23 protein-coding genes and 1 riboswitch are annotated in these 21,528 nt (G+C 70.2%); of the genes, 9 read left to right on the top strand and 14 right to left on the bottom strand.

Annotated features, from left to right (window positions below):
• Window positions 1–431 precede the first annotated feature (431 nt).
• From CSC62_RS16095 to CSC62_RS16085, 3 genes are all read left to right on the top strand, one after another.
• Window positions 432–839 (top strand): DUF1428 domain-containing protein, encoded by a 408-nt coding sequence (locus tag CSC62_RS16095; RefSeq protein ID WP_162407709.1) that lies wholly within the window; start codon window positions 432–434, stop codon window positions 837–839.
• 271 nt (window positions 840–1,110) lie between these two features.
• Window positions 1,111–1,458 carry a VOC family protein gene (locus tag CSC62_RS16090; protein WP_162407708.1) on the top strand — a complete coding sequence of 116 codons (348 nt, stop codon included), beginning with the start codon at window positions 1,111–1,113 and terminating at the stop codon, window positions 1,456–1,458.
• A gap of 45 nt (window positions 1,459–1,503) precedes the next feature.
• Window positions 1,504–1,884, top strand: coding sequence for a VOC family protein (locus CSC62_RS16085; RefSeq protein ID WP_162407707.1), 381 nt, complete (start codon window positions 1,504–1,506; stop codon window positions 1,882–1,884).
• A 61-nt stretch (window positions 1,885–1,945) separates the two neighbouring features.
• On the opposite strand, the gene CSC62_RS16080 is transcribed toward CSC62_RS16085, so the two are convergent.
• From CSC62_RS16080 to CSC62_RS16045, 8 genes are all read right to left on the bottom strand, one after another.
• A complete protein-coding gene (locus tag CSC62_RS16080) occupies window positions 1,946–2,968 on the bottom strand; it encodes a TIGR00266 family protein (RefSeq protein ID WP_162407706.1) in 1,023 nt (340 codons plus the stop codon).
• Between the two features lie 150 nt (window positions 2,969–3,118).
• Entirely contained in the window at window positions 3,119–3,949 is an 831-nt protein-coding gene (locus CSC62_RS16075; protein WP_162407705.1) for an acid phosphatase, read from the bottom strand.
• On the bottom strand, window positions 3,946–5,136 hold the full coding sequence (locus CSC62_RS16070; RefSeq protein WP_162407704.1) for a glycoside hydrolase family 18 protein: 1,191 nt from the start codon (window positions 5,134–5,136) through the stop codon (window positions 3,946–3,948). The genes CSC62_RS16075 and CSC62_RS16070 overlap by 4 nt, the downstream gene beginning before the upstream one ends.
• Window positions 5,137–5,320: 184 nt before the next feature.
• Window positions 5,321–6,100, bottom strand: a complete 780-nt coding sequence (locus tag CSC62_RS16065) for a rhomboid family intramembrane serine protease (RefSeq protein ID WP_162407703.1) — start codon at window positions 6,098–6,100, stop codon at window positions 5,321–5,323.
• Window positions 6,101–6,241: 141 nt separating this feature from the next.
• Window positions 6,242–6,733: a hypothetical protein gene (locus CSC62_RS16060; protein WP_162407702.1), complete on the bottom strand. Its 492-nt coding sequence runs from the start codon at window positions 6,731–6,733 to the stop codon at window positions 6,242–6,244.
• Window positions 6,734–6,773: 40 nt separating this feature from the next.
• Window positions 6,774–7,076, bottom strand: a complete 303-nt coding sequence (locus CSC62_RS16055; protein WP_162407701.1) for a LysM peptidoglycan-binding domain-containing protein — start codon at window positions 7,074–7,076, stop codon at window positions 6,774–6,776.
• A gap of 95 nt (window positions 7,077–7,171) precedes the next feature.
• Window positions 7,172–7,993: an NADPH-dependent 7-cyano-7-deazaguanine reductase QueF gene (gene queF, locus CSC62_RS16050; protein ID WP_162407700.1), complete on the bottom strand. Its 822-nt coding sequence runs from the start codon at window positions 7,991–7,993 to the stop codon at window positions 7,172–7,174.
• A 47-nt stretch (window positions 7,994–8,040) separates the two neighbouring features.
• Window positions 8,041–8,904: an EamA family transporter gene (locus CSC62_RS16045; RefSeq protein WP_162407699.1), complete on the bottom strand. Its 864-nt coding sequence runs from the start codon at window positions 8,902–8,904 to the stop codon at window positions 8,041–8,043.
• A 70-nt stretch (window positions 8,905–8,974) separates the two neighbouring features.
• On the opposite strand from CSC62_RS16045, the gene CSC62_RS16040 reads away from it, so the two are divergent.
• Both CSC62_RS16040 and zapE read left to right on the top strand, forming a co-directional pair.
• Window positions 8,975–9,640: an alpha/beta hydrolase gene (locus tag CSC62_RS16040; RefSeq protein ID WP_162407698.1), complete on the top strand. Its 666-nt coding sequence runs from the start codon at window positions 8,975–8,977 to the stop codon at window positions 9,638–9,640.
• Window positions 9,637–10,740: a cell division protein ZapE gene (gene zapE, locus CSC62_RS16035; RefSeq protein ID WP_162407697.1), complete on the top strand. Its 1,104-nt coding sequence runs from the start codon at window positions 9,637–9,639 to the stop codon at window positions 10,738–10,740. Before CSC62_RS16040 ends, zapE begins: the two co-directional genes overlap by 4 nt.
• Before the next feature lie 15 nt (window positions 10,741–10,755).
• Here the strand turns inward: zapE and CSC62_RS16030 are convergent, their stop codons facing one another.
• Window positions 10,756–11,256, bottom strand: coding sequence for a lipocalin family protein (locus CSC62_RS16030; RefSeq protein WP_246194502.1), 501 nt, complete (start codon window positions 11,254–11,256; stop codon window positions 10,756–10,758).
• 67 nt (window positions 11,257–11,323) lie between these two features.
• On the bottom strand, window positions 11,324–13,045 hold the full coding sequence (locus CSC62_RS16025; RefSeq protein ID WP_162407695.1) for a cellulase family glycosylhydrolase: 1,722 nt from the start codon (window positions 13,043–13,045) through the stop codon (window positions 11,324–11,326).
• A gap of 145 nt (window positions 13,046–13,190) precedes the next feature.
• Here CSC62_RS16025 and CSC62_RS16020 point away from each other — a divergent pair, with 145 nt between their 5' ends.
• Window positions 13,191–13,562 carry a diacylglycerol kinase gene (locus CSC62_RS16020; RefSeq protein WP_162407694.1) on the top strand — a complete coding sequence of 124 codons (372 nt, stop codon included), beginning with the start codon at window positions 13,191–13,193 and terminating at the stop codon, window positions 13,560–13,562.
• Window positions 13,563–13,624: 62 nt separating this feature from the next.
• Window positions 13,625–15,256 carry an ArnT family glycosyltransferase gene (locus CSC62_RS16015; RefSeq protein ID WP_162407693.1) on the top strand — a complete coding sequence of 544 codons (1,632 nt, stop codon included), beginning with the start codon at window positions 13,625–13,627 and terminating at the stop codon, window positions 15,254–15,256.
• 37 nt (window positions 15,257–15,293) lie between these two features.
• Here CSC62_RS16015 and CSC62_RS16010 read toward each other — a convergent pair whose 3' ends face one another.
• Genes CSC62_RS16010 through CSC62_RS16000 form a run of 3 tightly spaced genes read right to left on the bottom strand, consistent with a single transcriptional unit; the run spans window position 15,294 to window position 17,708 of the window.
• The gene (locus tag CSC62_RS16010; protein ID WP_162407692.1) at window positions 15,294–15,731 is read right to left on the bottom strand and encodes an EamA family transporter; all 438 of its coding nucleotides are present in this window, start codon (window positions 15,729–15,731) and stop codon (window positions 15,294–15,296) included.
• Window positions 15,728–17,017, bottom strand: a complete 1,290-nt coding sequence (locus CSC62_RS16005) for a sensor histidine kinase (protein WP_162407691.1) — start codon at window positions 17,015–17,017, stop codon at window positions 15,728–15,730. The genes CSC62_RS16010 and CSC62_RS16005 overlap by 4 nt, the downstream gene beginning before the upstream one ends.
• Window positions 17,007–17,708, bottom strand: coding sequence for a response regulator transcription factor (locus CSC62_RS16000; protein WP_162407690.1), 702 nt, complete (start codon window positions 17,706–17,708; stop codon window positions 17,007–17,009). The genes CSC62_RS16005 and CSC62_RS16000 overlap by 11 nt, the downstream gene beginning before the upstream one ends.
• A 151-nt stretch (window positions 17,709–17,859) precedes the next feature.
• Between CSC62_RS16000 and CSC62_RS15995 the strand changes: the two genes are divergently transcribed.
• Entirely contained in the window at window positions 17,860–18,642 is a 783-nt protein-coding gene (locus CSC62_RS15995) for a phosphatase PAP2 family protein (RefSeq protein ID WP_162407689.1), read from the top strand.
• Window positions 18,639–20,336 (top strand): phosphoethanolamine transferase, encoded by a 1,698-nt coding sequence (locus CSC62_RS15990; RefSeq protein WP_162407688.1) that lies wholly within the window; start codon window positions 18,639–18,641, stop codon window positions 20,334–20,336. Before CSC62_RS15995 ends, CSC62_RS15990 begins: the two co-directional genes overlap by 4 nt.
• Before the next feature lie 40 nt (window positions 20,337–20,376).
• Here CSC62_RS15990 and CSC62_RS15985 read toward each other — a convergent pair whose 3' ends face one another.
• On the bottom strand, window positions 20,377–20,754 hold the full coding sequence (locus CSC62_RS15985) for a hypothetical protein (RefSeq protein WP_162407687.1): 378 nt from the start codon (window positions 20,752–20,754) through the stop codon (window positions 20,377–20,379).
• A 284-nt stretch (window positions 20,755–21,038) separates the two neighbouring features.
• A riboswitch (cobalamin riboswitch) is annotated at window positions 21,039–21,260 on the top strand.
• The last annotated feature ends 268 nt before the right edge of the window (window positions 21,261–21,528 follow it).

The following is a 21,528-nucleotide window of genomic DNA, read 5'->3' as shown; positions in this document are numbered from 1 at the left end:
CGGCGCCTAAGCTAGGGGAAAGCCAAGACATAAGGCGTTAGAGCTCACAAGACATGTTCTCGCTCGCCGTAATAACGTTCGGCTTGGCCATGGTGGTGATTCTGGCCTTCTGGCTACTGTTCTTCTTTGTCGTGCAGGTTCGTATTGCTGATAGGAAACTTAGCGTACAGGAGACATCACGCTTCGGATTTCTTGTTACGCGGTGGCCCCATGAGGAGATGCAAGCCTATTTGGCGAGTCTTGAACCAGACGAGGATAGGCGACCTATAAATATATTTCTGAGACATGCAAATCTTCTTGTCCGGACACTTATGGGGGTGTATCTCTTTCTCCTCATAGCTCTCATGGTCACGGGTCGTGATCTCTAACAATTCATTCAAGCCGAAGCCGCTTCGCGGCTTGACTTAACAGGCGTTAGGCCTCGTAAAGACATGACCTACATCGACATCCATCTGGTCCCTGTTCCCCGCGCAAACAAGCGTGCATATGAGGATATGGCCGCCCTTGTGGCCAAAGTCCTCAAGGAGTATGGGGCGCTACGGGTCCTGGATTCATGGCTGGACGAGTCGGGGCCTGATGCGGCGACCTACCACGGCGAAAGTGCAAACCCTGAAAGCCAGGAGTACGGGAGTTTCATGGCGTCCGCGGGAGCGAACCCTGATGAGATGGTCGCCATGTGTCTGATTGAGTGGCCCACCAGAGCCATCAGGGACATGGGAATGAAAGGTCTGACGAGCGACTCTCGAGTACAGTTCGAAGGCCAGGAACCAGTGTTTGACGGAAAGCGATTGATCGCAGCCGGGTTCAAGCCAATCCTGGTCGGAGGCGGCGAGGCGTAATTCTTCGCGTGGAAGTATCCGCCGCGTGGCTGGGAGGTCGTTCACCCGCGGTCGGAGTCCGACCGTGTCCTGGAGGTCTATCCATCGCCGCCGCGCACTCCTGACCGGGCAACATTGGACGCCTTGCCAGCTTCGATCCGTCCGCACCTGTCTTCGTCGGCAGTGTGGCCCGGCGAGCCATTCGTGCCGAACTTGTTTCATGGCTCAGCTTGACCCTGGCGTTGGAGCCACGGGGCCCATGGATCACACTGTACGTAAGGAGGCATATCCCATGAAGATCGATTACGTCTATGCGGCAGTCTTCGTTTCCGACATGGACGCGTCCGAAGCCTTCTACTCCAAGGTCTTCGGCCGTGTGCCGGACGACAGGCCGATACCCACGCTCATCCAGTGGCGGAGCGTTGGCGGCAATGCCGGAATCCAGCTCTTCCACGATCCGGGCAAGTCCGGGAACTCCCAGATGACACTCGTCGTCTCCGACCTGGAGGGAACGCAGGACGCTCTTGGCCAGGCCGGGATAGGCGCCAGCGAGACCGTGACCGGGAATTTCGGCAAGATCTCTTCCATCAAGGATCCGGATGGCAACGTCGTTGTCCTGGCCGAGCCTCCCAGGTCCTAGGCCGGCAAGCGTGGAGATGCCTTCCAGCCCACCAGGAGAACCAGCATGCAGCGCGTGACCGGAATCGGCGGCATCTTCTTCAAGGCGGCCGATCCCAAGGGTCTGGGCGCCTGGTATCGCGAGCACCTCGGCCTGGACGTGGCCGGCTGGGGCGGCGCCGTGTTCCAGTGGGGCGGCCCCGGAAGCCCGCACGGCGCGACAGTCTGGAGTCCGTTCGCGCAGGACACGGGATACATGACGCCCGGTTCGGCGTCCTTCATGGTCAATTTCCGGGTGGCCGACCTGGATGCGCTGCTCGCGGCGCTGCGTGCCGAGGGCTGCCACGTCCTGGACAGGACGGAGACCTCCGAGCAGGGGAAGTTCGGCTGGGTGATCGATCCGGAAGGCAACAAGGTCGAGCTGTGGGAGCCTGCGTCCGGCCAGTAGGACTCCCGCTATGGCGATCGCCCGCGGGACCGCCATGCCGGAGGCATGGCGGCCACCCCGGTCAGAAGCGGTTGTCGCCATCCAGGATCTTGCCCAGGCCGCCGAGGATCGAGCCTTCGCCGCGGTCCTGGCCGCCGCCCTGCGGCGCGGCGGCGAGCATGCGCCCGGCCAGGCGCGAGAATGGCAGCGACTGCAGCCAGACCTTGCCCGGGCCGGTGAGGGTGGCCAGGAACACGCCTTCGCCGCCGAAGAACATGCTCTTGATCCCGCCGACCGGGCGCACGTCCATGTTCACGCTGGCGTGGTAGCCGACCACGCAGCCGGTGTCGACGTCGATGCGCTCGCCGGCGGCCAGCTCGCGCTCGACCACGCAGCCGCCGGCGTGGATGAACACCCAGCCGTCGCCCTCGAGCTTCTGCATGATGAAGCCCTCGCCGCCGAACAGGCCGGTGAGGATCTTGCGCTGGAAGTGCACGCCCACCTGCACGCCGCGGGCGCCGGCCAGGAAGCTGTCCTTCTGGCAGATGATGCGGCCGCCGTGTTCGTCCAGCTTCATCGCCAGCACGGTGCCCGGGTAGGGTGCGGCGAAGGCGACCTTGGCCTTGCCGCCGCCGGTGTGGGTGAACAGGGTGGTGAACAGGCTTTCGCCGGTGATCACGCGCTTGCCGGCCGACAGCAGCTTGTCCATGAAGCCGCCGCCCTGGCCCTCGCGCGAGCCATCGCCGAACAGGGTGTCCATCTGCACGGACGAGTCCTTGAACATCAGCGCGCCGGCTTCGGCGATGGCGCTCTCGCCCGGGTCCAGCTCGATCTCGACGAACTGCATCTCCTGGCCGTGGATCCGGAACTCGATGTCGTCGGCGCGGCTGCGGCCGCCGCGCGGCAACGGCGGCGGCACCGCCGCGGGATCGGCCGGGGTGCCGTCGACCAGCTCGGCGATGCTGCGCACCGGCAGCCAGTCGCCCATGCCCTCGCGCCAGGCCAGCAGGGAGGGATTGCGCGCGGCCTCGGCGCGGGCGGCCTCGTCGTCGAGCGGGCCGATGCGGCGGTTGCTGGAGGAGTCGTGCAGGTACCACTGGCTCATGGCGGCGTCCTTGGCGGTTGGATGTGCGGCGAGTCTAAGCGCGGGCGATGGCGGCCGGGGGTGCCGGAAGTGGGGGCGTCGCGCCGCCGGTCAGCCGGCATTGGAGCGGCGGCATCGGCCTGCCCCCCCGGGAAGCGGTAACCGGCGGGTTCAGAGCGCGCCGGGCAGTGGCTGGGCCAGGGCGGCCGCCTCGGCGGCGCAGTCGCTGCGCGGAGCCCGGCCCTGCTTTCGGACCCGTGCCAGCTCGTCGGTGGCGGCAGCGACGTCGGCCCGGAACGCCGGCTCGGCCTGCAGCCGGGCGAAAGTGCCGGCGCCCATGAACCGGCCCTGCAGCACGTCGCTCTGCCAGTGCACGTTGCACACCAGCCGGCTCTCGCCGAAGCTGCGGCCGCGCGCGAGCAGGGCGTCGCTGCGTTCCGGTGCGGCCTGCGCCAGCGCCAGCGCCCAGGTCCAGCCGATGGCGGTGTGCCCGGAGGGATAGGAACCGCTGTCGCGTAGCCCGGTCTCGTCTTCCGGCGTGCAGGTCGGGGCGTCGTTCTCGACGAACGGACGCATGCGCCGGTAGCGCAGCTTGGCCGCGCGCGTGGACTGCGCCGCGTCCACCAGGCTGCGGCGCAGCAGGCGCCAGGTGGCGGGGGTATGTACCGGGTCGATCTCCACGCCCAGGGCACAGGCGAAGAGGCCGGCGGCCTGCGGGAAGTCCAGATCGGCGTCGCGCCGCGCCAGTTCGAAACGCGGGCTGTCGCGCATGGCCAGCGCCGCGGCCGCCACCGCATGGTCTTGCGCCAGGGCGGCGCTGCCTGCGGCCGGCGGTGCGGGGACCAGGGCCAGGCTGTCGGGGATCGCATCCGCGGCCAGGTAGCCCGTAGTGGCATCGGCCTGCGCCACCGCCGGCGCGACCGGTGCCGGCGTGCTGGTGCAGGCGGCCAGCCAGGCAGTGGCGAGCAGGGCCAGGGACAGCGGCGGCAGGCGGTGGGTCATCGTGCGTGATCGGGGTCCGGGATCGGTGTGACGGCAGCATCCAGCGCCGTGCGCAGCGTGTCGAGCAGTTCGTCGCCAGCGTCCTGCCGGTGTTCCCAGTACATCATGCCGCCCAGCCCGCGCTCGCGCACGAACGCGGCCTTGGCCGCCAGCGACTGCGGGTCGTCGTAGCTGACCAGGGTGCGGCTGGCCGCATGCCACAGGTACGGCGCCTGCGCCTGCGCGTCCCAGTGGCGTTCCCAGCCGTCGCGGCCGGGCAGTTCGCGCAGCTCGCGCCACGGCTGCGGTTCGGCGTAGTCGCGGTAGGGCTGGTTGAGGCCGTGGCCGGCCGTGGCGGCGCCGGCAAAGGCGCGGCTGTAGAACGCCACTCCGAGGTTGATCTTCGCCGCGGGCACGCCGGCGGCCAGGAATTCGTCCACCGCCTGCACCGAGGAGCGGCTGCCGGCCGGCGCACCCGCCGAGCGGTACAGGCCGGTGTGGTGGCCGGTGAGCGGGGCGAAGCTGGCGTGGAAGTCGTAGGTCATCAGGTTGATCCAGTCCAGCAGAGGCGTGATCCGCGCCAGGTCCAGGCCGCGCGCGGCCTCGCCGTCGGCCGCGGCGATGGTCAGCAGGTAGCGGCGGCCGCGCTCGTGGCCCAGCGCGTCCAGGCGCTCGCGCACGGCCTGCAGCATCGCCACGAAGTTGCCGCGGGCCTCGGGACGGTGGCTGATGCCGGGGCCGGGCAGCGTCGGGTATTCCCAGTCGATGTCGATCCCGTCCAGGTCGTGCTCGCGCGCGATCCGCACCGCGCTGTCGGCGAAGCGGGCGCGGGCCTGCGGTGTCAGCGCGGCCTCGGAGAAGTGGTCCGCGCCCCAGCCGCCGATCGACAGCAGCACCTTCAACCCGGGATTGTCGCCGCGCAGCGCGACCAGGCCGGCCAGCGAGGCGGCGGCCGTATCGCCCGGCAGGTAGACCTCGCCCTGTTCGTCGACCAGGGCGAAGGCGAAGTTGATCGCATCCAGTTTGCGGGCGCTGATCGGCGGCAGCTGCGGGCCGTCCATGACGTAGCCGATCACCTTCAACCGCACGGGCGGAGCGGCTTCGGCGGCGGCAGGCGAGGCCGTCGCAGCGGCGCAGGCCAGCAGCGCGGCCAGTGACAGGGCGAACCGGAACAGGCGCATCGGAAGCGGACGGAATGCGGCGCGCATGGAACCTCCTCGAACTACGGGGCGGCCACTATAGGCGGGAAAATCCGCGTGCTCGACGGTGCGTGCGATGTTGTCCGGCGATGTCCGAAGCGACGTCCTCGGGATGCTGGTGGCGCGACAGGTTGCGGTCACCACGCTGCCGATGCATGGGGCATCGCGTCATCCCGAACGCATTCCAGGAGACTCACGATTCCGGAGGTTGCCTCGGCCGCGGAGTGAAGCGCAGGACCACGCCGCGTACCTGACCGCTTGGGTCGCGGCGCCACAGCACCGGCACCGCCTGCGGCGAGGGCGGTTCCAGTTCGGCATCGGGCTCGCCGGCCTGTTCCTCCTCGTCCTCCCAGCTGTAGCGCGGGCGCGGCGGGATCGGATCGCGCCTGCGCAGCAGCAGCCCGGCCAGGGCGCCGGCGACCGCGCCGCCCAGGTGCGACTGCCAGGACACACCCGGTTCGTGCGGCAGCACGGTCAGCAGCATGCCGCCGTAGAACAGGAAGCCGATCATGCCGGCGGCGATCGAGGCGCGGTCGCGGCGCAGCAGGCCGAGCACGAACAGCATGAACATCAGGCCGTGGGTCACGCCGCTGGCGCCGAGGTGGCGGCTGCCCGGTTCGCCCAGCAGCCAGGCGCCCAGGCCCGAGCCCAGCCACAGCAGGGGCAGCGCCCAGGCGGTGGCGCGCGGATACACCGCGCCGGCCAGGGTGCCGAGGATCAGGATCGCCCCGGCGTTGGCGGCCAGGTGTTCGGGCGAACCGTGCAGCAGGGGGGCGGTCAGCAGGCCCAGCCATCCGCCCGGGTCGCGCGGCGCAACCGCCAGTGCGCCCAGGTCGAGCCCGGACTGGACGCTGAACACCATCACCAGCAACAGGACGAACGCCAGGCTGAGGTTGAAAGCGCGCAGCACGCGTCGGCGGTCGCGGCCGGGAGAAACTTCGCCGCCATCGGCGGGCGGATGCGGAATGTCCATGCCGGAATGCATGGCGGTGGCCGCGGGCCGAATCAAGGCGCCGGGCAAAAAAAAGGGCGCGGCTGGCGCCGCGCCCGACTGTACTCACACCCTGCCGGGAGAGAGAGCAGGAGAGAGACCGTGCCTTGGAACGTACAACACTTACTTCACCTCGAACTCCTTGGTCTGGACGACGTTGCCGTCCAGCGAAACTTCGACCTTGTACTTGCCCGCAGGCAGGCCGTCCGGCTTGTTGATCTGGAAGGTGGTGGTGCCGTCGCCGGTCAGGTTCAGGTCGCGACTGTCCTCGGAGACGGTCTGGCCGTCCTGGTAGGTCCACTTCGCGGTCAGCTTGCCGGGCACGCTGGCGGCCGGATCGCTGGTGCGGGTGGCGACCGCGGCGTAGATCGTGTCCTTCGGCGAGAAGGTGGTGGCCGGGGTGGCGACGCGGTTGTCGGCGCCGACGGCATTGCCCAGGTCCACGGTGGTGACGCTGGCGGTGGCGGCCACCGGCGCGGGCTCGGTCATGGGAGCCGGTTCGGTGGTGACCGGCGGCGCCGGCGCCGGCACCGGCTCGGGCTTCTTGCACGCGGCCAGGACGAGCGTGGCCGACAGGGCCGCGGTCAGCGGGTAGATCAGGCGGTTACGGCTCATGCGTGGGAGTCCTCTGGTTCGGGGGCGGGCCGGGGACGGTTCAGTCCAGGTCAACGGCAGGAATCTTCAGGACCTGGCCGGGCTTGATCCGGTCGGGGTCGTCGAGCTGGTCGCGGTTAGCCTCGAAGATCTTCGGCCAAGCGCTGGCCTTGCCGTAGTACTGCTTGGCGATCGCCGAGAGCGTGTCGCCCTTTTCGACCGTATGGGTCTGTTCGGGCGGGTTGACGATTTCCTCGGTCGAGGTCACCGCGCTGCGGACGTTGCTGAAGTCCGCGCGCTCGCCCTCCGTGCTGGTGACGTCGCTGCGGACGTTGGAGAAGTCAGGCTTGTTGCCGCTGCTCATGCGCGTGACCCATGGGGAAGGCGCGGCCACGATCCCATAGCCCCTGTTAATAAAGCATCTGAAGCTTGTGAAGCCTTTATTGGGACGCGGCCCGGTTATTGACGCGGGTCACGCAATGCGCGCGGCGCCGGCAGTCCGGGCGTGGCCCGCCAGGGATTGATGTCCAGGCCGCCGCGGCGGGTGTAGCGGGCCTCCACCGACAGCGCCTGCGGCCGGCAGCGGGCCAGCACGTCCAGGAAGATCCGCTCCACGCACTGCTCGTGGAAGCCGGCGTGCTCGCGGAAGCTGACCAGGTAGCGCAGCAGGCCCGTGCGCTCGATCCGCGGGCCGCGGTAGTGCAGGTGCACGCTGCCCCAGTCCGGCTGGCCGGTGACCGGGCAGTTGGACTTGAGCAGGGCCGAGCACAGGCGCTCCTCGACCGCCGCGTCCGGGTCGGCGGCCAGCAGCTCGGGTGCGGGCGGGCCGTAGCGGTCGAAGTCGGCCTCGATGTCGTCCAGGCACTGGCCGTCGTCCCCGGCCGTGGCCAGCGGCGGCAGGCCGAAGGCGAAGGCCACCGGCGCGCCGGCCGCGCGCGCGAGGTCGTCCATCACCCGCACCCGCAACGCCTCGGCGCTGTCGAAGCGGGCCCCGTTGAGCGAGTTGAGGTAGAGCTTGAGCGACTTGGACTCGACTAGGTTGGGCGAGTCGGCCGGCACCTGCAGGGTCGCGGTGGCGACCCTGGGCTTGCCGCGGCCGTCCAGCCAGCCCAGCTCGAAGGCGTGCCAGCGGTCGTGGCCGGCGAAGGGCGGCGGCGCGGTTGGGTCCAGGCCCAGCTCGGCGCGGGCGCCGGCGCGCGGGATCGGGAACAGCAGGCCCGGATCGTAGGCGGTGGGATAGGCGACCTCGCGGCCGAGGCTGGAGTCTTGCGCGGTGTTCATGGCCACATTCTAGGCGGGCCGGCCCGAACCGCAGGTGGACGCGGGCATCAGGCCCGCGGCGCCAGCGCGATCATAGCGATCGCCACCACCGCCAGCGCGATCGCGACCCGGTTCAGGGGCGAGGTCTTCTCGCCGAAGGCCAGCACGCCCACCGCCGTGCCCAGCACCACCACGCCGATGTTCATGCTGGCGAACACCACCGCCGGGCTGTCCGGCAGGGCCTGGTGGGCGCGCACATAGAACACGATGTTGCCGAAGTTGAGCAGGCCCAGCAGCAGGCCGGCGCCGGCATGGCGCAGGTCCAGCCGTACCTGGTGGCGCAAGCGCCGCCACAGCTGCCAGGCGGCCATGCCGGCGAAGGCCAGGACGAAGGCGACCAGCAGCGCCGCGCTGGCCGGGGTGCCGGAGACGGCCAGCCGCTTGAGCATCACGTCGACCACCGCGAACCCGGCCCAGACCGCCAGCAGCAGGAGCCAGCCGCGGCGGTCGGGCGTTGCCATGGGCTCGGGCCGGGCGAGGATGCCGATCACCGCGACCAGCCCCAGCGCGAGTCCGGCCAGTTTCATCGGTGCGGCGGTCTCGCCGAAGAACAGGAAGGCGGCCGCCAGCGACAGCAGCAGGGACAGGCGCTGGGCCACGTCGGTGCGGACGATGCCGGCATGGCGGACGCTGGCGGCCAGCACCAGGAACAGGATCGGCAGCGCGGCGGCCAGCACCAGCAGGGTGCCCCACGGCGCGCCGGGCTGGCGCAGGACCGCCGGCGGCGGCTGCAGCAGCCAGGCGCAGAGCAGGGCTGCGGCCAGGTAGTTCCAGGTCACCATCTGCGCCACGTCCCAGCCGCGCCGCGGCGCCAGCTTGAGCAGGACCGAGACCAGCACGCTGCAGGCCACGCTGAGCAGGATGAAATGCATGGGGCCGATGCAGGCGGAAGGGACGCCCATTGTAGGAGGGCGTTCCAGGCCGGGCTGTATCATGGTGGCCATGGCCAATCCCGCATTTCCCGATACCGCGAAGACCCTGGTGCTCGACGGCCCGGCCGGCGCGCTCGAGGTCGCCGTCGACCTGCCCGAGCCTGCCGAGGCGCGGCCGCTGGTGGCGGTGGTCTGCCATCCGCTGCCGACCGAGGGCGGGACCATGCACAACAAGGTGGTGACCATGGTCGCCCGTTCCCTGCGCGAACTCGGCGCGACCACCGTGCGCTTCAACTTCCGCGGCACCGGCGCCTCCGAGGGCGCGTTCGACCACGGCAAGGGCGAGCGCGAGGACCTGGGCGCGGTGGTCGAATGGGTCCGCGCCGCGCGCCCGGACGCGGCCCTGTGGCTGGCCGGCTTCAGCTTCGGCTCGTTCGTCAGCCTGTCGGCCGCGGCGCGGCTGCAGCCGGATGCGTTGATCTCGATCGCGCCGCCGGTGTCGGGCCGCGGCTGGGACTTCTCCGCCATCGAGATTCCCGAAGTGCCGTGGCTGGTGGTCCAGGGCGACGCCGACGAGATCGTCGACGCGCAGGCGGTCTATGCCTGGATCGAGGGCCTGGCGCGCAAGCCGCAGCTGGTGCGGATGATCGACACCAGCCACTTCTTCCACCGCAAGCTGATCGACCTGCGCGGCGCGATCCAGCACGAGGTCAAGGCCTGGCTGCCGGACGCATGAGCACGCCCGCCGCGCCGCGCACGCCCTCGCAGGCCTATGCCGAAGGCGCCGCCGCCGGCCGCTGGCGCGACGATCCGGCCCAGCATCCGGCGCTGCGCGAGCTGGACCGGATCCAGCGCGAGCTGCTGGCCGCCGCGCCGTCGGGGCTGATGGCCAGGCTCGGTTTCGGCGGGCGCCCGGCGCCAGTGCGCGGGCTGTACCTGTGGGGCGGGGTCGGTCGCGGCAAGACCTTCCTGGTCGACCTGTTCTACGACGGCCTGCCGCTGACGCAGAAGCGTCGCACCCACTTCCACCGCTTCATGCGCGGGGTGCACGAGCAGCTGCGGCTGCACGCCGGCCAGGCCGATCCGCTGGCGAAGATCGCGCGCGAATGGCGCGGCAGCCTGCGGGTGCTGGTGCTGGACGAGTTCTTCGTCACCGACATCGGCGACGCGATGCTGCTGGGGCGGCTGCTGGAACGGCTGTTCGCCGAGGGCGTGACCCTGGTGACCACCTCCAACACCGCGCCGCAGAACCTCTACCGCGACGGCCTGCAGCGCGAGCGCTTCCTGCCGGCGATCGCCCAGCTGCGCGAGCACTGCGTGGAGCTGGCCGCCGATGGCCGCGAGGACTACCGCCTGCGCGCGCTGACCCGCTCGCCGGTGTACCGCGCGCCCCTGGACGAGGGCAGCGAGGCCTGGCTGGGCGAGCGCTGGAAGGCGCTGGCCGGCAACGCGCCGGCGGCGCGCACGCCGCTGGAGGTCGAGGGCCGGACGATCACCGCGCGGGCCGCGGCCGCCGGCGTGGCCTGGTTCGACTTCGCCGAGCTGTGCGAGGGACCGCGCTCGACCGCCGACTACATCGAGATCGCGCGCGAGTTCCAGATCGTCCTGCTGGGCGGGATCCCGCGCTTCGACGCGCTCAACGAGGATGCGGCCCGGCGCTTCGTCAACCTGATCGACGAGCTGTACGACCGCCAGGTGACGGTGGTGGCCACCGCCGACGCCGCGCCGGTGGCGCTGTACGAAGGCAGCCGCCTGGCCGGTGCGTTCGAGCGCACCGCCTCGCGCCTGATCGAGATGCAGAGCACCGAGTACCTGGCGCGCACGCATCGCGGTTGATGGTCTGAGCGGCTGCTACGGGGAGGCGCCCGGGCCGGTGTGCGGGGTGAGGATCAGCTCCGCCAGGTCGTATCCCTGCGCGCGCGCGCTGTCGAGGAAGTCGCGCCGCACCTCTTCGGCCAGGGTCGGCTGGCGCGCCAGCAGCCACAGGTACTTGCGGTCCGGCGAGCCGACCAGGGCGGTGCGGTAGCCCTCGTCCAGGCGCAGGATCCAGTAGTCGCCCTTGGTGAAGGGCACCCACTTCAGGCCGTCGGGCATGAAGCTCACCTCCAGCTTCGCGTTGCCGCTGCCATCCACCACGGTGGCCTCGCCGACCGACTGCTGCGGCTCGCCCTTGCCGTCGCGGGCGCGGTTGTCGACCTTGACCGTGCCGTCGGGCTGCAGCGAATAGGTGGCGGTGATGTCGGTGTAGTCCTCCGGTTCGTGGCGCATCGGCAGGCGCGCGATCTCGTACCAGGTGCCCAGGTAGCGGGCCAGGTCGACGGAGGGGACGGTGCTGGGTTCGGTTGTATGCACGGGCATGGCCTCGGAACGGGCGGGGAGCCACGTTCTAGGCCAGCCGGCGTGAATCCGCCGTGCGCGGTCAGCGCACGAACTCGAGCGCCTCCAGGTCGAACGGGCCCTGTTCGGCGCGCACCACGAGGGTGTTGCGGCCCGGCTGCAGGGCCAGGCCGGCGAACTCCGCGCCGTCGCGCCCGGCCTTCACCGCCTTCACTTCCGTGCCGTTGAGCAGCAGCGAGACCCGGCCCTGGCCGCGGGTGGCCAGGCGCAGCGCGTAGCGCCCGCCCTGGGCCGCCTCGAAGGTGTAGCGCAGCCATTCGCCCGCCTCCAGGCCGGCCACGTGCAGCCCGCCTTCGGCGCCGCGGCCCAGGTCCACGCCATCGTTGCGGTAGGCCATGGCCGGGTTCCAGACCACCCGTTCGCCGCCGTCGGAGACGTGGTGATTGGCGGGAGTGAGGTCGTGGTAGGCCACGCCGTCGCGGCCCATGTCGAAGTCGATCGCGGCGATCCGCCCGCCCCGTGCGTCGACGACATGCGCCCTGAACGGCACCGCGCGGTCCGAATGCGGCGCGCGCATCAGCGCGTCGACCACGTCGGGGTGGAAGCGGTTGTTCTCGTGGCGCAGGTCGTGGCTGGCCAGGCGCATCAACGCCTCGCGCGCCGCCTCCGGCGCCGGCCGCGGGCCCTTGCCGTTCCAGTAGGCCAGCACCTTGCGGTAGCCGTCGTTGGCCTGGACCTGCAGCGGGTTGTTGTAGCGCAGCTTCTTCAGCGGCCACCAGGCCCAGCCGATGCCCTCGCCTTCGACCAGGGCCACGGTGCGGGCGAACCAGTCGTTGGAGTTCTCGCCGGTCTCGCCCAGCCACAGCGGCATGCCGTGCTTTTCCGACAGGGCGAGCAGCTCGGCGATGCTGGCGCGGTCGGTGTGGTTCCAGTACTTGTGGAAGCTGATGGCGAGGTTGTCGTCCCACGGGCCTTCGTCGAGCACGCCGCGGTAGTTGTTGCCCCAGCAGTTGCCCTCGATCACGATCAGATGGCGGCGGTCGACCTCGCGGATCGCGCGGGTGGTGCGCACCAGCAGCTCGCGCAGCGGGCCGTTGCCCTCCTCCTTGCAGCCGTTGCGGTCCTCGCGGTCCGCGAAGCCCCAGTTCGGCTCGTTGATGATGTCGTAGGCGGCGATGTGCGGCTCGTCCTTGTAGCGCTCGGCCAGCCGCCGCCACAGCGCCACCATCTTGTCCTGGTGGCGCGGGTCGTCCCACAGCGAGGGCGCGTCGGGATCGCGGTCGGAGATGTTGATGTCGTTGCCCTGGCCGCCGGGCGCGGCGTGCAGGTCCAGGATCAGGTAGAGGTCGTTGGCCCTGGCCCATTCCAGCAGCTGGTCGGTGCGGCGGAAGCCTTCCTCGACCCAGGTCTGGCCGCCCGCCACCGGCTCCTGTTCCACCGGCAGGGTGTACAGGGCGTAGTGCATCGGCAGGCGGACGGAGTCGAAGCCCCAGCGCGCCAGCGCGTCGATGTCGGCCTTGGTGGTGTGGTTGTCGCGCCAGGCCTGATAGAAGGCCTCGGCCTGCTCCGGGCCGACCAGGTCGGTGACGCGGGCGTGGATGCTGCGCTGGGTGCCGGTGCCTTCGAGGTCGAGCATGTAGCCTTCCTGCAGCATCCAGCCGCCCAGGCCCATGCCGCGCAGGACCACCGGACGGCCGCTCTCGTCGACGATCTGCCGGCCCTGCGCGCGCAGGAAATCCTTGGCCGTGGCCGGTGCGCTGCCGCCCAGTGCGAACACCGCCAGCAGGAAGGCGCTCAGACGCATCGATGTACTCCCCCGTGTGGCGGCCACCATGGCGCGCCGGGGGGAGGGTTGTACCAGACTCTCCGACGCTTTTCCGACCTGCGCGGAGCGAAGCTGGGCAGCCGTGGCCATCCCGGCTGCCCCGAATCGTCCCCGGAAACATCGCATGCCTGGATCACCGAGCCATATCCCGCGGGGCGCCATGGGGACCTTCAGGGCGCTGGGATGGTCGCTGGCCGGCCTGCGTGCGGCATGGCTGCACGAGGCCTCCTTCAGGCTGGAAGTCGTGCTCGCGGCCATCCTGGTTCCCCTGGCGTTCGTGGTCGGCGAGGACGCCATCGAGCGCCTGCTGCTGTTGCTGGCGCTGCTGGCGGTGCTGGTGACCGAACTGCTCAATTCCGCCATCGAGACCGCCATCGACCGGCACGGACTGGAGCGTCACGAGCTCTCGGGCCGGGCCAAGGACCTCGGCTCGGCGGCGGTGCTCGGCGCGATCGTCGCCGCGATGTGCACCTGGATCGCGGTGCTGGTCGCGTGATACCGGCCGCTGCGGAGAGCCGGCGGGCACGGACGTGGTCCCTGCGCGATGCCGGCGTCTGGATGCTGATCGCACTCAGCCTGGCGGCAGGCATCGGCATGCGCGCGCCGTCGCCTCCGGACGAGCCGCGGTTCGTCCTCGCCGCCCGGGCGATGGCAGGCTCCGGCCAGTGGTTGCTGCCGCACCGGGGCACGGAGCTGTACGCCGAGAAGCCGCCGGTCTTCATGTGGCTGCAGCTGGCATCCCGGGCGCTGTTGCGCGACTGGGACATCGCCTTCCTCGTGCCCTCGCTGCTCGCATCCCTGCTGACCCTGTGGCTGACCTGGGACCTCGGGCGCAGGCTGTGGGGGCGCCCGGTCGGGCGCCATGCGGCCCTGGCCCTGTTCTGCACGATCCAGTTCGGGCTGATGGCCAAGCGGGCGCAGATCGACATGGTCCTGGTGGCGATGACGACGGTGTCGCTGTGGGCGATGGTCCGGCACCTGCTGCTCGGCCCGGACAGGCGGTGCCTGCTCCTGGCCGGGTTCGCCGCCGGCCTGGGCACGGTGACCAAGGGCGTGGGCTTCCTTCCCCTGCTCGTGGTGATCCCGTGGCTGCTCGTCCGGCTCCGGGATCCCGGGCGCAGGCCCGGCGGCGCCGCATGGCAATGGACGCTGGTTCCCGCCGGATTCCTCGCCGGCGCCGGTGTCTGGCTGCTGCCGCTGGGCATCGCCCTGCTGCGGCCGCATGGCGCCGAACTCGACGCCTACGCCCGCGAGATCCTGCTGCGCCAGACCGGCACGCGTTACTTGGATTCCTGGCATCACCTCAAGCCGGGCTGGTATTACGCGCAGGTGATCCTCACCCTGTGGCTGCCGGGCAGCCTGCTGTTGCCGAAGATGGTTCCGGCCTGGGCCAGGCGGACCCGCCGCGGCGACGCCCGGCACATCCTGCTGCTCGGATGGGTGCTGCTGGTCCTGGTGTTCTTCAGTGCCACGCCGGGCAAGCGCGAGGTCTACATCCTGCCGGCATTGCCGGCCGTCTGCATTGCCGCCGCGCCACTGCTCGGGGGGATGCTGCGCATGCGCTACGCCCGCCTTGCTTTGCAGGGCTATGTCGGTGCGGTCGGCGTGGTCGCCGTCGTGCTGGGTGCGGTCCTGCTGTTCGAGCCGGCCTGGCTGGCGTCGAGCCTGGCCGGCCGCGATCTGGACCACGACGCCGTCCATGCGCTGGGCGCCTGGATGCTGGGGCTGGGCGCGGGGCTGGCCTGGATGCTGGATGCGAATGCGCGGCGTCCCGGCCGGGCGACGGTACTGGCCACCTGCCTGATATGGATCGTCTACGGCGCGGGATTCATGCCGGCCTTGGATCCTTTCGCCTCTTCCTCGCGGCTGATGGGGCAGGTCTACCAGCGGATCGGCCCCGCCGCGCAGCTCGGGCTGGTCGACTGGCGCGAGCAGAACTTCCTGCAGGCGCCGAGGACGCCGGTCGACTTCGGCTTCAAGGTGCCGGTGGCGGAGCAGTGGCGGCGTGCGTCCGCATGGGCCGAGGCCGCGCCCGCGCAGAGGTGGATCCTGGCCAACGCGAAAACCCTGCCCGGCTGCGTGGACCATGCGGCGGTGGTGGAGGCCGGGCAATCGAACAGGAACACCTGGGTGCTGGTTCCGGGTGCGGCCGTGGAGGCTTGCCAGCCGCGCGCGTTCCCAATCAACTAGACCGCGCGGCGTTGCGCGCCGGCAACCGGACGTACCCCTACCGGCGGAACGCCAGCATCGCCAGTCCCGACAGGACGAGCAGCATGCCCAGCCAGTCGCGGCCGGAAGGCTTCTCGCCAAGGAAGACCACCGCGAACAGCAGGACCAGGACCACGCTGGTCTTGTCGACCACGGCGACCTTGGCCAGTTCGCCGACCTGGATCGCGCGGAAGTAGCACAGCCACGAGGCGCCGGTCGCCAGCGCCGACAGCACCAGGAAGGCCTTGGCCCGGGCGGGCAGGGCGAACGGATCGGCCCATGTGCCCGTGATCACCACGAACGGGACGACCAGCAGCGCCACGATGATCGTCCTGAGCGCCATTGCCAGGTCGGAATCGACGTCGCGGACCCCGGCCTTGGCGAACACCGCGGTGAGTGCCGCGAAGCAGGCCGACAGGCCCGCCCAGACGAGCCACGCAGGGAGGGCGATGTTCATGGTCGTCCGGTCGAAGGCGCGGAGGACAGCGTCAGCCGGGCCACCGTCCCGCGGCCGGGGCCGGACTGGATGTCGAGCGTCCAGCCCAGGTGCTCGCACAGCCGGGCGATCAGGTCCAGGCCGATGCCGCCGCCCATCCGCTCGCCGCCGCCGCGCGCGAGCCTGGCGTAGATGGCGCTGATCTCCTCGGGCGTCATGCCGTGGCCGGGATCGGAAATGACCACCGTCGCGGGCGGCTCGATCCGCAGCTCGATCGTGCCGCGGTCGCTGTTCTCGATGGCGTTGCGCAAAAGGTTGCCGATCGCGGTCTGCACCACCGGCAGCGAGGCGACGATTTCCACCCCGGTCGAGCCGGCGATCGTGATCGCCAGGTCCTTGCCCTCGGCCAGGTGGGCGTGCTGGTCGACGATCTCCGCGACCGTCTGGTCCAGGGAGAGGCGGTCGGCCGTGCCGGCCAGGCGGGAGGGATCCTTGGCCAGGACCAGCAGCAGGGCGATCAGGCGTTCCACGTCGCGCGAGGTCTGCCGGATGCGGGCCAGCTGTCCGCGCACGGCCGGCGGGATCGACGGCTGGCCAAGCGCGAGTTCGCTGGCGCCGGCGATGACCGAGATGGGCGTCCTCAGCTCGTGGCTGGCCGTGTCGATGAAGATCCGCTCGCGCTCCACGAAGCTGTCGTTGCGGCGCAGGTAGTCGTTGATCGAATCGGCGATCACGACCAGCTCGGTGGTCGCCGAGGCCGGCACCGCAATGCGTTGGCCGGGCTGGTCCGGCTTCAGCGCCTCGATGCTGCCGGAGAGCATGGTCAGCGGGCGGACCAGCCGGTTCACGCCCCAGAACACCGCCAGGCTGATCAGGACGACCATGGTCAGGGTGGAGCCCATCACCGTGATCCACATGTCGAACTCGCGCTGTTCCAGGTCGGTGATGTCCAGCGCCAGCGCCAGCGGACCTTCTTCCGTCTGGCGGATGAGCACCACCCGCACCACGCCATCGATGACGACCTCGTCGTGCACGCCCGGGGCGAGCCCCTGCAGCGCCGCCGGCAGCGGCCCGTGCCGGCCGTCGAACAGGACCATGCTCGAGGTGTCGATCCACCGGTACTGCGGATCGGAGGTGATCCGTTCGACCACGTGGTCCAGTTCCGAATCGAGCAGGGTCTGCCACACCAGGGCCTCGGCATGCTCGTTGACCATGACGCCGTGGGCGAACACGGCGAGGGTGAGCGCGACCGTGTAGCCGAGCAGGCCCAGCAGGATCCGCCTGCGCAGGCTGGTCCTAGCCGCCATCGCCGTCCTCCCGCGCCGGGCCGGGTGCGGCGAGGCGGTAGCCGATCCTCGGGATCGTCTGGATCAGCTTCTCTTCGAAAGGACCATCCACGCTGCGCCGGAGCTCGTAGATGTGGGAGCGCAGCATGTCACCGTCCGGCGGGTCGTCGCCCCAGAGCGCGTATTCGAGCCGCGCCCGGGTCACCGCGCTCGGGCTGGCCTGCATCAGTACTTCCAGCAGCTTGCGGCAGGCCGGGTAGAGATGCAGCGGCCGGTCCTGGCGGGTGGCTTCCAGGGTCGCCAGGTCGAGCCTGAGGTCGGCGACCTGCAGGATCCTGCCGCGGCGCCGGCCGTTGGCGCGCGCAAGCAGGGCCTCCAGCCTGACTTCCAGTTCGGGCAGGTCGAATGGCTTGGTCAGGTAGTCGTCGGCACCGGCGCGGAAGCCGGTGATCTTGTCCGGAAGCTCATCGCGGGCGGTGAGCATGAGCACCGGCACGTCGATGTCCGCCTCGCGCAGCCGGTGCAGGAACTGCGGGCCGTCCAGCCGCGGCAGCATCCAGTCCAGGACGATGACGTCGAAGCCGTGGCTCACCGCCAGGTGCAGCCCGGTCAGTCCGTCCGGCGCGGCGTCGAGCACGTGGCCGCGCGCCTCGAAGTACTCGAAGAGGTTGGCGACCAGGCTTCGGTTGTCTTCCACGACCAGGATGCGCATGGGCGATGCGGAGCGGGTATCCGGACGGGGCGTCCGGCAGCGTGAACCGGGCTTCATCTTAGGGCATGGGGCCTGCGGCGATTCCGACCGCATTCCGACATATCCGTCCCGATCATCGCCCGGCCAGACACGCAATGCCGATGGTCCCCCGATGCAGGTTCCCGCCAACGCTCCGCCGCTTCTCCGCACGCCGCAGCCCGGAATTCCCGGCGCATGCCCGCCCGCCGTTTCCCTCTGGCTGCACCTGCTGCCGCTGGCCGGCCTGGGCGTCCTGCTGGTCTGGGCCGGGCCGCTGGGCGGCGACCAGTGGCTGGCCGACCGCCTGTACGCCTGGGAAGGCCATGCCTGGTCGCTCCGCAATGCCTGGATCACCGACACGGTCATCCATGTCGCGGGTCGCAACCTGAATGTCGTGGCGTGGCTCGTGCTTTTCGGATGCTGGGTACTCGCGTGCCTGCCGTCGTCGCGCCGGCGGGCCTTGCGCCGGCCGCTGGGCTATCTCCTGCTGGCCACGCTGGTCTCGTGCCTGGCCGTTTCCTGGATCAAGTCCTGGTCGAACATGGACTGTCCGTGGGACCTGCTCCGTTACGGTGGGCAAAAGGCCTTCGTCGGCCTGGTCGAACTCAGGCCGCTGGGCATGGGCCGCGGGCGCTGCTTTCCTGCCGGGCACGCCAGTGGCGGCTATGCCTGGATGGCGTCGTACTTCTTCCTTCTTGCGGTCGCACCGCGCTGGCGCTGGCTGGGACTCGGCATCGGCGTGGGCCTGGGCCTGGTCTTCGGGATCTCGCAGCAGCTGCGCGGGGCGCATTTCCTGTCGCATGACCTCTACACCGCGGGGATCTGCTGGCTGGTCGCCTTCGCTCTCTACCTGGCGATCCTGCGTCCTGCGGCCGATGCCGGACGGATGGCGCGCAGCGGGGACGGCATGCCATGAATGCGATCTCCCGCAATGCCAGGCGGCGCACGGCGGAGGCATGGCGGCTTCCGTGGCAGGTGTGGAAGGGCTTCCGTCCGGTCCTCAGCCAGGAAGTGCTTGCGCTGCTGACCGGCCTGTTCCTGACCCTGACGGCCAACCTGGCTTTCCTCACGGAAGTGCGTGCGACCGGCGCCCTGCACGGCGCCGGTGGCGCCCTGGCCGGCATCTGCCTGTTCGTGCTCGTGCTCGCGCTGAACACCCTGCTGGCGCTGCTGCTGTTCAACCGCTGGTCGGTCAGGCCGGTGCTGGCCGTGCTGTTGCCGGTATCGGCCGCCGCCGCCTACTGCATGGACCACTACGGCGTGTACCTCGACACCGGCATGGTGAGGAACGTGCTGCAGACCGACCTGCGCGAATCCTCGGAGCTGGTCTCGCCCGGCCTGGTCCTGCGGGTGCTGGTGGCGGGGCTGCTGCCGGCCATCCTCGGCTGGAAGGTGGTCCTGGTCCGCCGCAGTGTGGGCAGGGCGATCCTGGTCCGGGCCGGCGCCATCGTGCTGTCGGTGGCCGTCGCGGCTGCAGCGGCGCTGCTTTCCTTCCAGAGCATGTCGGCGCTGATGCGGAACCACCACGAGATCCGCCACCTGATCACGCCCGGCAACTACCTGGTCTCCCTCGGCCGCGTGCTGGCCGACGATGGCGCCGCGCGCAATGCGCCGCGCAAGGAGCTGGGCGCCGGCGCGCACGTGGCCGCGGCGCGCGCCGGGCAGCGGCCCAGGCTGCTGGTGCTGGTGGTGGGGGAAACCGCACGGGCGCAGAACTGGGGGCTCAACGGCTATCCGCGGCAGACCACGCCGCAGCTGTCGCGACTGGACGTGGTCAACTTCCCTGACGTGACCTCGTGCGGGACCTCCACGGAAGTCTCCCTGCCGTGCATGTTCTCCGTCTACGGGCGCGAGGACTACACCAAGGACAAGGTCCGCAATTCCGAATCCCTGCTGCACGTGCTCGACCACGCCAGCATTTCAGTGACATGGCTGGACAACCAGGGCGGATGCAAGGGCGTGTGCAAGGACCTGCCCTTCCAGTCCTACGAACATGCGGACGATCCGGACCTGTGCACCGCCGAAGGCTGCCTGGATGGGATCCTGTTCAAGGGCCTGTCGAGGCGGATCGCTTCGCTGCAGGGTGATGCGGTGATCGTGCTGCACCAGCTCGGCAACCACGGACCGGCCTACTACAAACGGTACCCGGCCGGGTCCGGGAAGTTCCTGCCCGCCTGCGAAAGCTCCGCGCTGAGTGACTGCAGCCGCGAGCAGGTGGTGAACGCGTACGACAACGCCCTGCTCTACACCGATGACCTCCTGGCCCGGACGATCCGGCTGCTGGGCGAGCAGGCCGGGCGGGACACCGCGCTGCTGTATCTCTCCGACCACGGCGAATCGCTAGGGGAAGGCGGTCTGTACCTGCACGGGATGCCGTACGCGATCGCCCCGGGCGAGCAGAAGAAGGTGCCGATGCTGATGTGGTTCTCGTCGGGTTACGCCGGCAGCCTGGCGCTCGACCTGTCGTGCATGAAGAGCAAAGCGGCCGCCGGCGAAGCCAGCCACGACAACTATTTCCACACCGTGCTCGGACTCATGCAAGTGGCGGCGCCCGAGTACGACCCTGGCCTGGACCTGCTGGACGGTTGCCGCGCGGACCGGGGCCGGTAGCGCGTGGCCTTCGGCCGGCCGGCCCTCCGGCCGGCGTCCCTCAGGACAGCCAGGAGCAGACCATCCCGGCCGCGGTGCCGCCGACCGCCGAGACCAGACCGCGCTGGAACCAGAACGCCGCAGGCGTGGGAGTGCGCTCCAGCACCGAATCGTCGGGCGCCAGGCCGACCATGGAGAACAGGTACAGGACGCTGCCCACGACCGGATAGCCCGCCGGGCTGCCCAGCGACAGCTGCAGCGGCCAGTGCGTCATGCCCAGGATCCCGGCCAGGCCGCTCCAGATCCACCCCTGTCCATGCAGGATCAGGGGCCTGGCGGCCTTCATCAGCACGAAACTCGCCCAGGCCAGCGCGACCATGAAGACGAACGCGGCCGCCAGGCCCGCGATCCCGTGGTCCGCCGCCAGCAGGCCGTTCACGGACGGGCCACCAGGAGCGACGGGATGCGAGGTCTGGACAGGAGAAGCGGAGCCATCGGACGGGAACAGGACGCGGTGGAGGTGGCTCAAGGATGGAAAGCGGCATGTCGGGGAACGGTCGGAGACCGCGTGGGCAGGGCAGGCCACAGGCGCCGGGGCTTGACTGGCGCAGTCGCCGCGGCATCGGCGGGGGCTTGCAACCGGCGCGCCGAGGGGCTCCACCTTATGCCCCAAGGGCCTGCCGGCATTCCCCGATATCTGGTGTTGACCGGGTCCGATGACCCCACTATCTTGGGTCGGTCGGTGCCGGCACCCCCCAAGGGAACCGGTTTAAAAGGGAAGCCCGGTGGGCCTGCGAAGGCGAGTCCGGCACTGCCCCGCAGCGGTAACCGGGAACGAACCCGCCAACGCACTGGAACCTCGGTTCCGGGAAGCGACGGGGGAGGCGGAAGGCCAGTCCTTCCATACCCGGCAGTCCGAAGACCTGCCGACAGCCGCGCGAAAAGCACGCCGCGCGGTGCCGGCCCTGGAGTCTCCGGAGGGAGATGGCTGGCGAAGCGAAGTCCGCCGCGGTCCGTCCGCGGTCGCCGGCTTTGCGACGCCGCTTTCCGATCCTCCGCTCCCAGCCCGGCCTTCGCGGTCCCGCGGGAGGGCCGTGGGCGTGCACCACGCAACGGAGGATGCGATGACGCACCAGGACACCCTTTCCACCGAGGCGCAGGCCCCCGCCGCCGCCTTCACCCCTGACTCTTATCCACATCTGAGCTGCCGCCG

This window comes from Pseudoxanthomonas jiangsuensis, assembly GCF_010093185.1.
Classification (GTDB): domain Bacteria; phylum Pseudomonadota; class Gammaproteobacteria; order Xanthomonadales; family Xanthomonadaceae; genus Pseudoxanthomonas; species Pseudoxanthomonas jiangsuensis.
This window is presented reverse-complemented; position numbering and strand designations above follow the sequence as displayed.

What these genes read in the sequence shown, in the direction of transcription:
- CSC62_RS16095 (WP_162407709.1), top strand. Translation starts at nt 432, where the DNA reads ATGACCTACATCGACATCCATCTGGTCCCTGTTCCCCGCGCAAACAAG.
- CSC62_RS16090 (WP_162407708.1), top strand. Translation starts at nt 1,111, where the DNA reads ATGAAGATCGATTACGTCTATGCGGCAGTCTTCGTTTCCGACATGGAC.
- CSC62_RS16085 (WP_162407707.1), top strand. Translation starts at nt 1,504, where the DNA reads ATGCAGCGCGTGACCGGAATCGGCGGCATCTTCTTCAAGGCGGCCGAT.
- CSC62_RS16080 (WP_162407706.1), bottom strand. Translation starts at nt 2,968, where the DNA reads ATGAGCCAGTGGTACCTGCACGACTCCTCCAGCAACCGCCGCATCGGC.
- CSC62_RS16075 (WP_162407705.1), bottom strand. Translation starts at nt 3,949, where the DNA reads ATGACCCACCGCCTGCCGCCGCTGTCCCTGGCCCTGCTCGCCACTGCC.
- CSC62_RS16070 (WP_162407704.1), bottom strand. Translation starts at nt 5,136, where the DNA reads ATGCGCGCCGCATTCCGTCCGCTTCCGATGCGCCTGTTCCGGTTCGCC.
- CSC62_RS16065 (WP_162407703.1), bottom strand. Translation starts at nt 6,100, where the DNA reads ATGGACATTCCGCATCCGCCCGCCGATGGCGGCGAAGTTTCTCCCGGC.
- CSC62_RS16060 (WP_162407702.1), bottom strand. Translation starts at nt 6,733, where the DNA reads ATGAGCCGTAACCGCCTGATCTACCCGCTGACCGCGGCCCTGTCGGCC.
- CSC62_RS16055 (WP_162407701.1), bottom strand. Translation starts at nt 7,076, where the DNA reads ATGAGCAGCGGCAACAAGCCTGACTTCTCCAACGTCCGCAGCGACGTC.
- queF (WP_162407700.1), bottom strand. Translation starts at nt 7,993, where the DNA reads ATGAACACCGCGCAAGACTCCAGCCTCGGCCGCGAGGTCGCCTATCCC.
- CSC62_RS16045 (WP_162407699.1), bottom strand. Translation starts at nt 8,904, where the DNA reads ATGCATTTCATCCTGCTCAGCGTGGCCTGCAGCGTGCTGGTCTCGGTC.
- CSC62_RS16040 (WP_162407698.1), top strand. Translation starts at nt 8,975, where the DNA reads ATGGCCAATCCCGCATTTCCCGATACCGCGAAGACCCTGGTGCTCGAC.
- zapE (WP_162407697.1), top strand. Translation starts at nt 9,637, where the DNA reads ATGAGCACGCCCGCCGCGCCGCGCACGCCCTCGCAGGCCTATGCCGAA.
- CSC62_RS16025 (WP_162407695.1), bottom strand. Translation starts at nt 13,045, where the DNA reads ATGCGTCTGAGCGCCTTCCTGCTGGCGGTGTTCGCACTGGGCGGCAGC.
- CSC62_RS16020 (WP_162407694.1), top strand. Translation starts at nt 13,191, where the DNA reads ATGCCTGGATCACCGAGCCATATCCCGCGGGGCGCCATGGGGACCTTC.
- CSC62_RS16015 (WP_162407693.1), top strand. Translation starts at nt 13,625, where the DNA reads ATGCTGATCGCACTCAGCCTGGCGGCAGGCATCGGCATGCGCGCGCCG.
- CSC62_RS16010 (WP_162407692.1), bottom strand. Translation starts at nt 15,731, where the DNA reads ATGAACATCGCCCTCCCTGCGTGGCTCGTCTGGGCGGGCCTGTCGGCC.
- CSC62_RS16005 (WP_162407691.1), bottom strand. Translation starts at nt 17,017, where the DNA reads ATGGCGGCTAGGACCAGCCTGCGCAGGCGGATCCTGCTGGGCCTGCTC.
- CSC62_RS16000 (WP_162407690.1), bottom strand. Translation starts at nt 17,708, where the DNA reads ATGCGCATCCTGGTCGTGGAAGACAACCGAAGCCTGGTCGCCAACCTC.
- CSC62_RS15995 (WP_162407689.1), top strand. Translation starts at nt 17,860, where the DNA reads ATGCAGGTTCCCGCCAACGCTCCGCCGCTTCTCCGCACGCCGCAGCCC.
- CSC62_RS15990 (WP_162407688.1), top strand. Translation starts at nt 18,639, where the DNA reads ATGAATGCGATCTCCCGCAATGCCAGGCGGCGCACGGCGGAGGCATGG.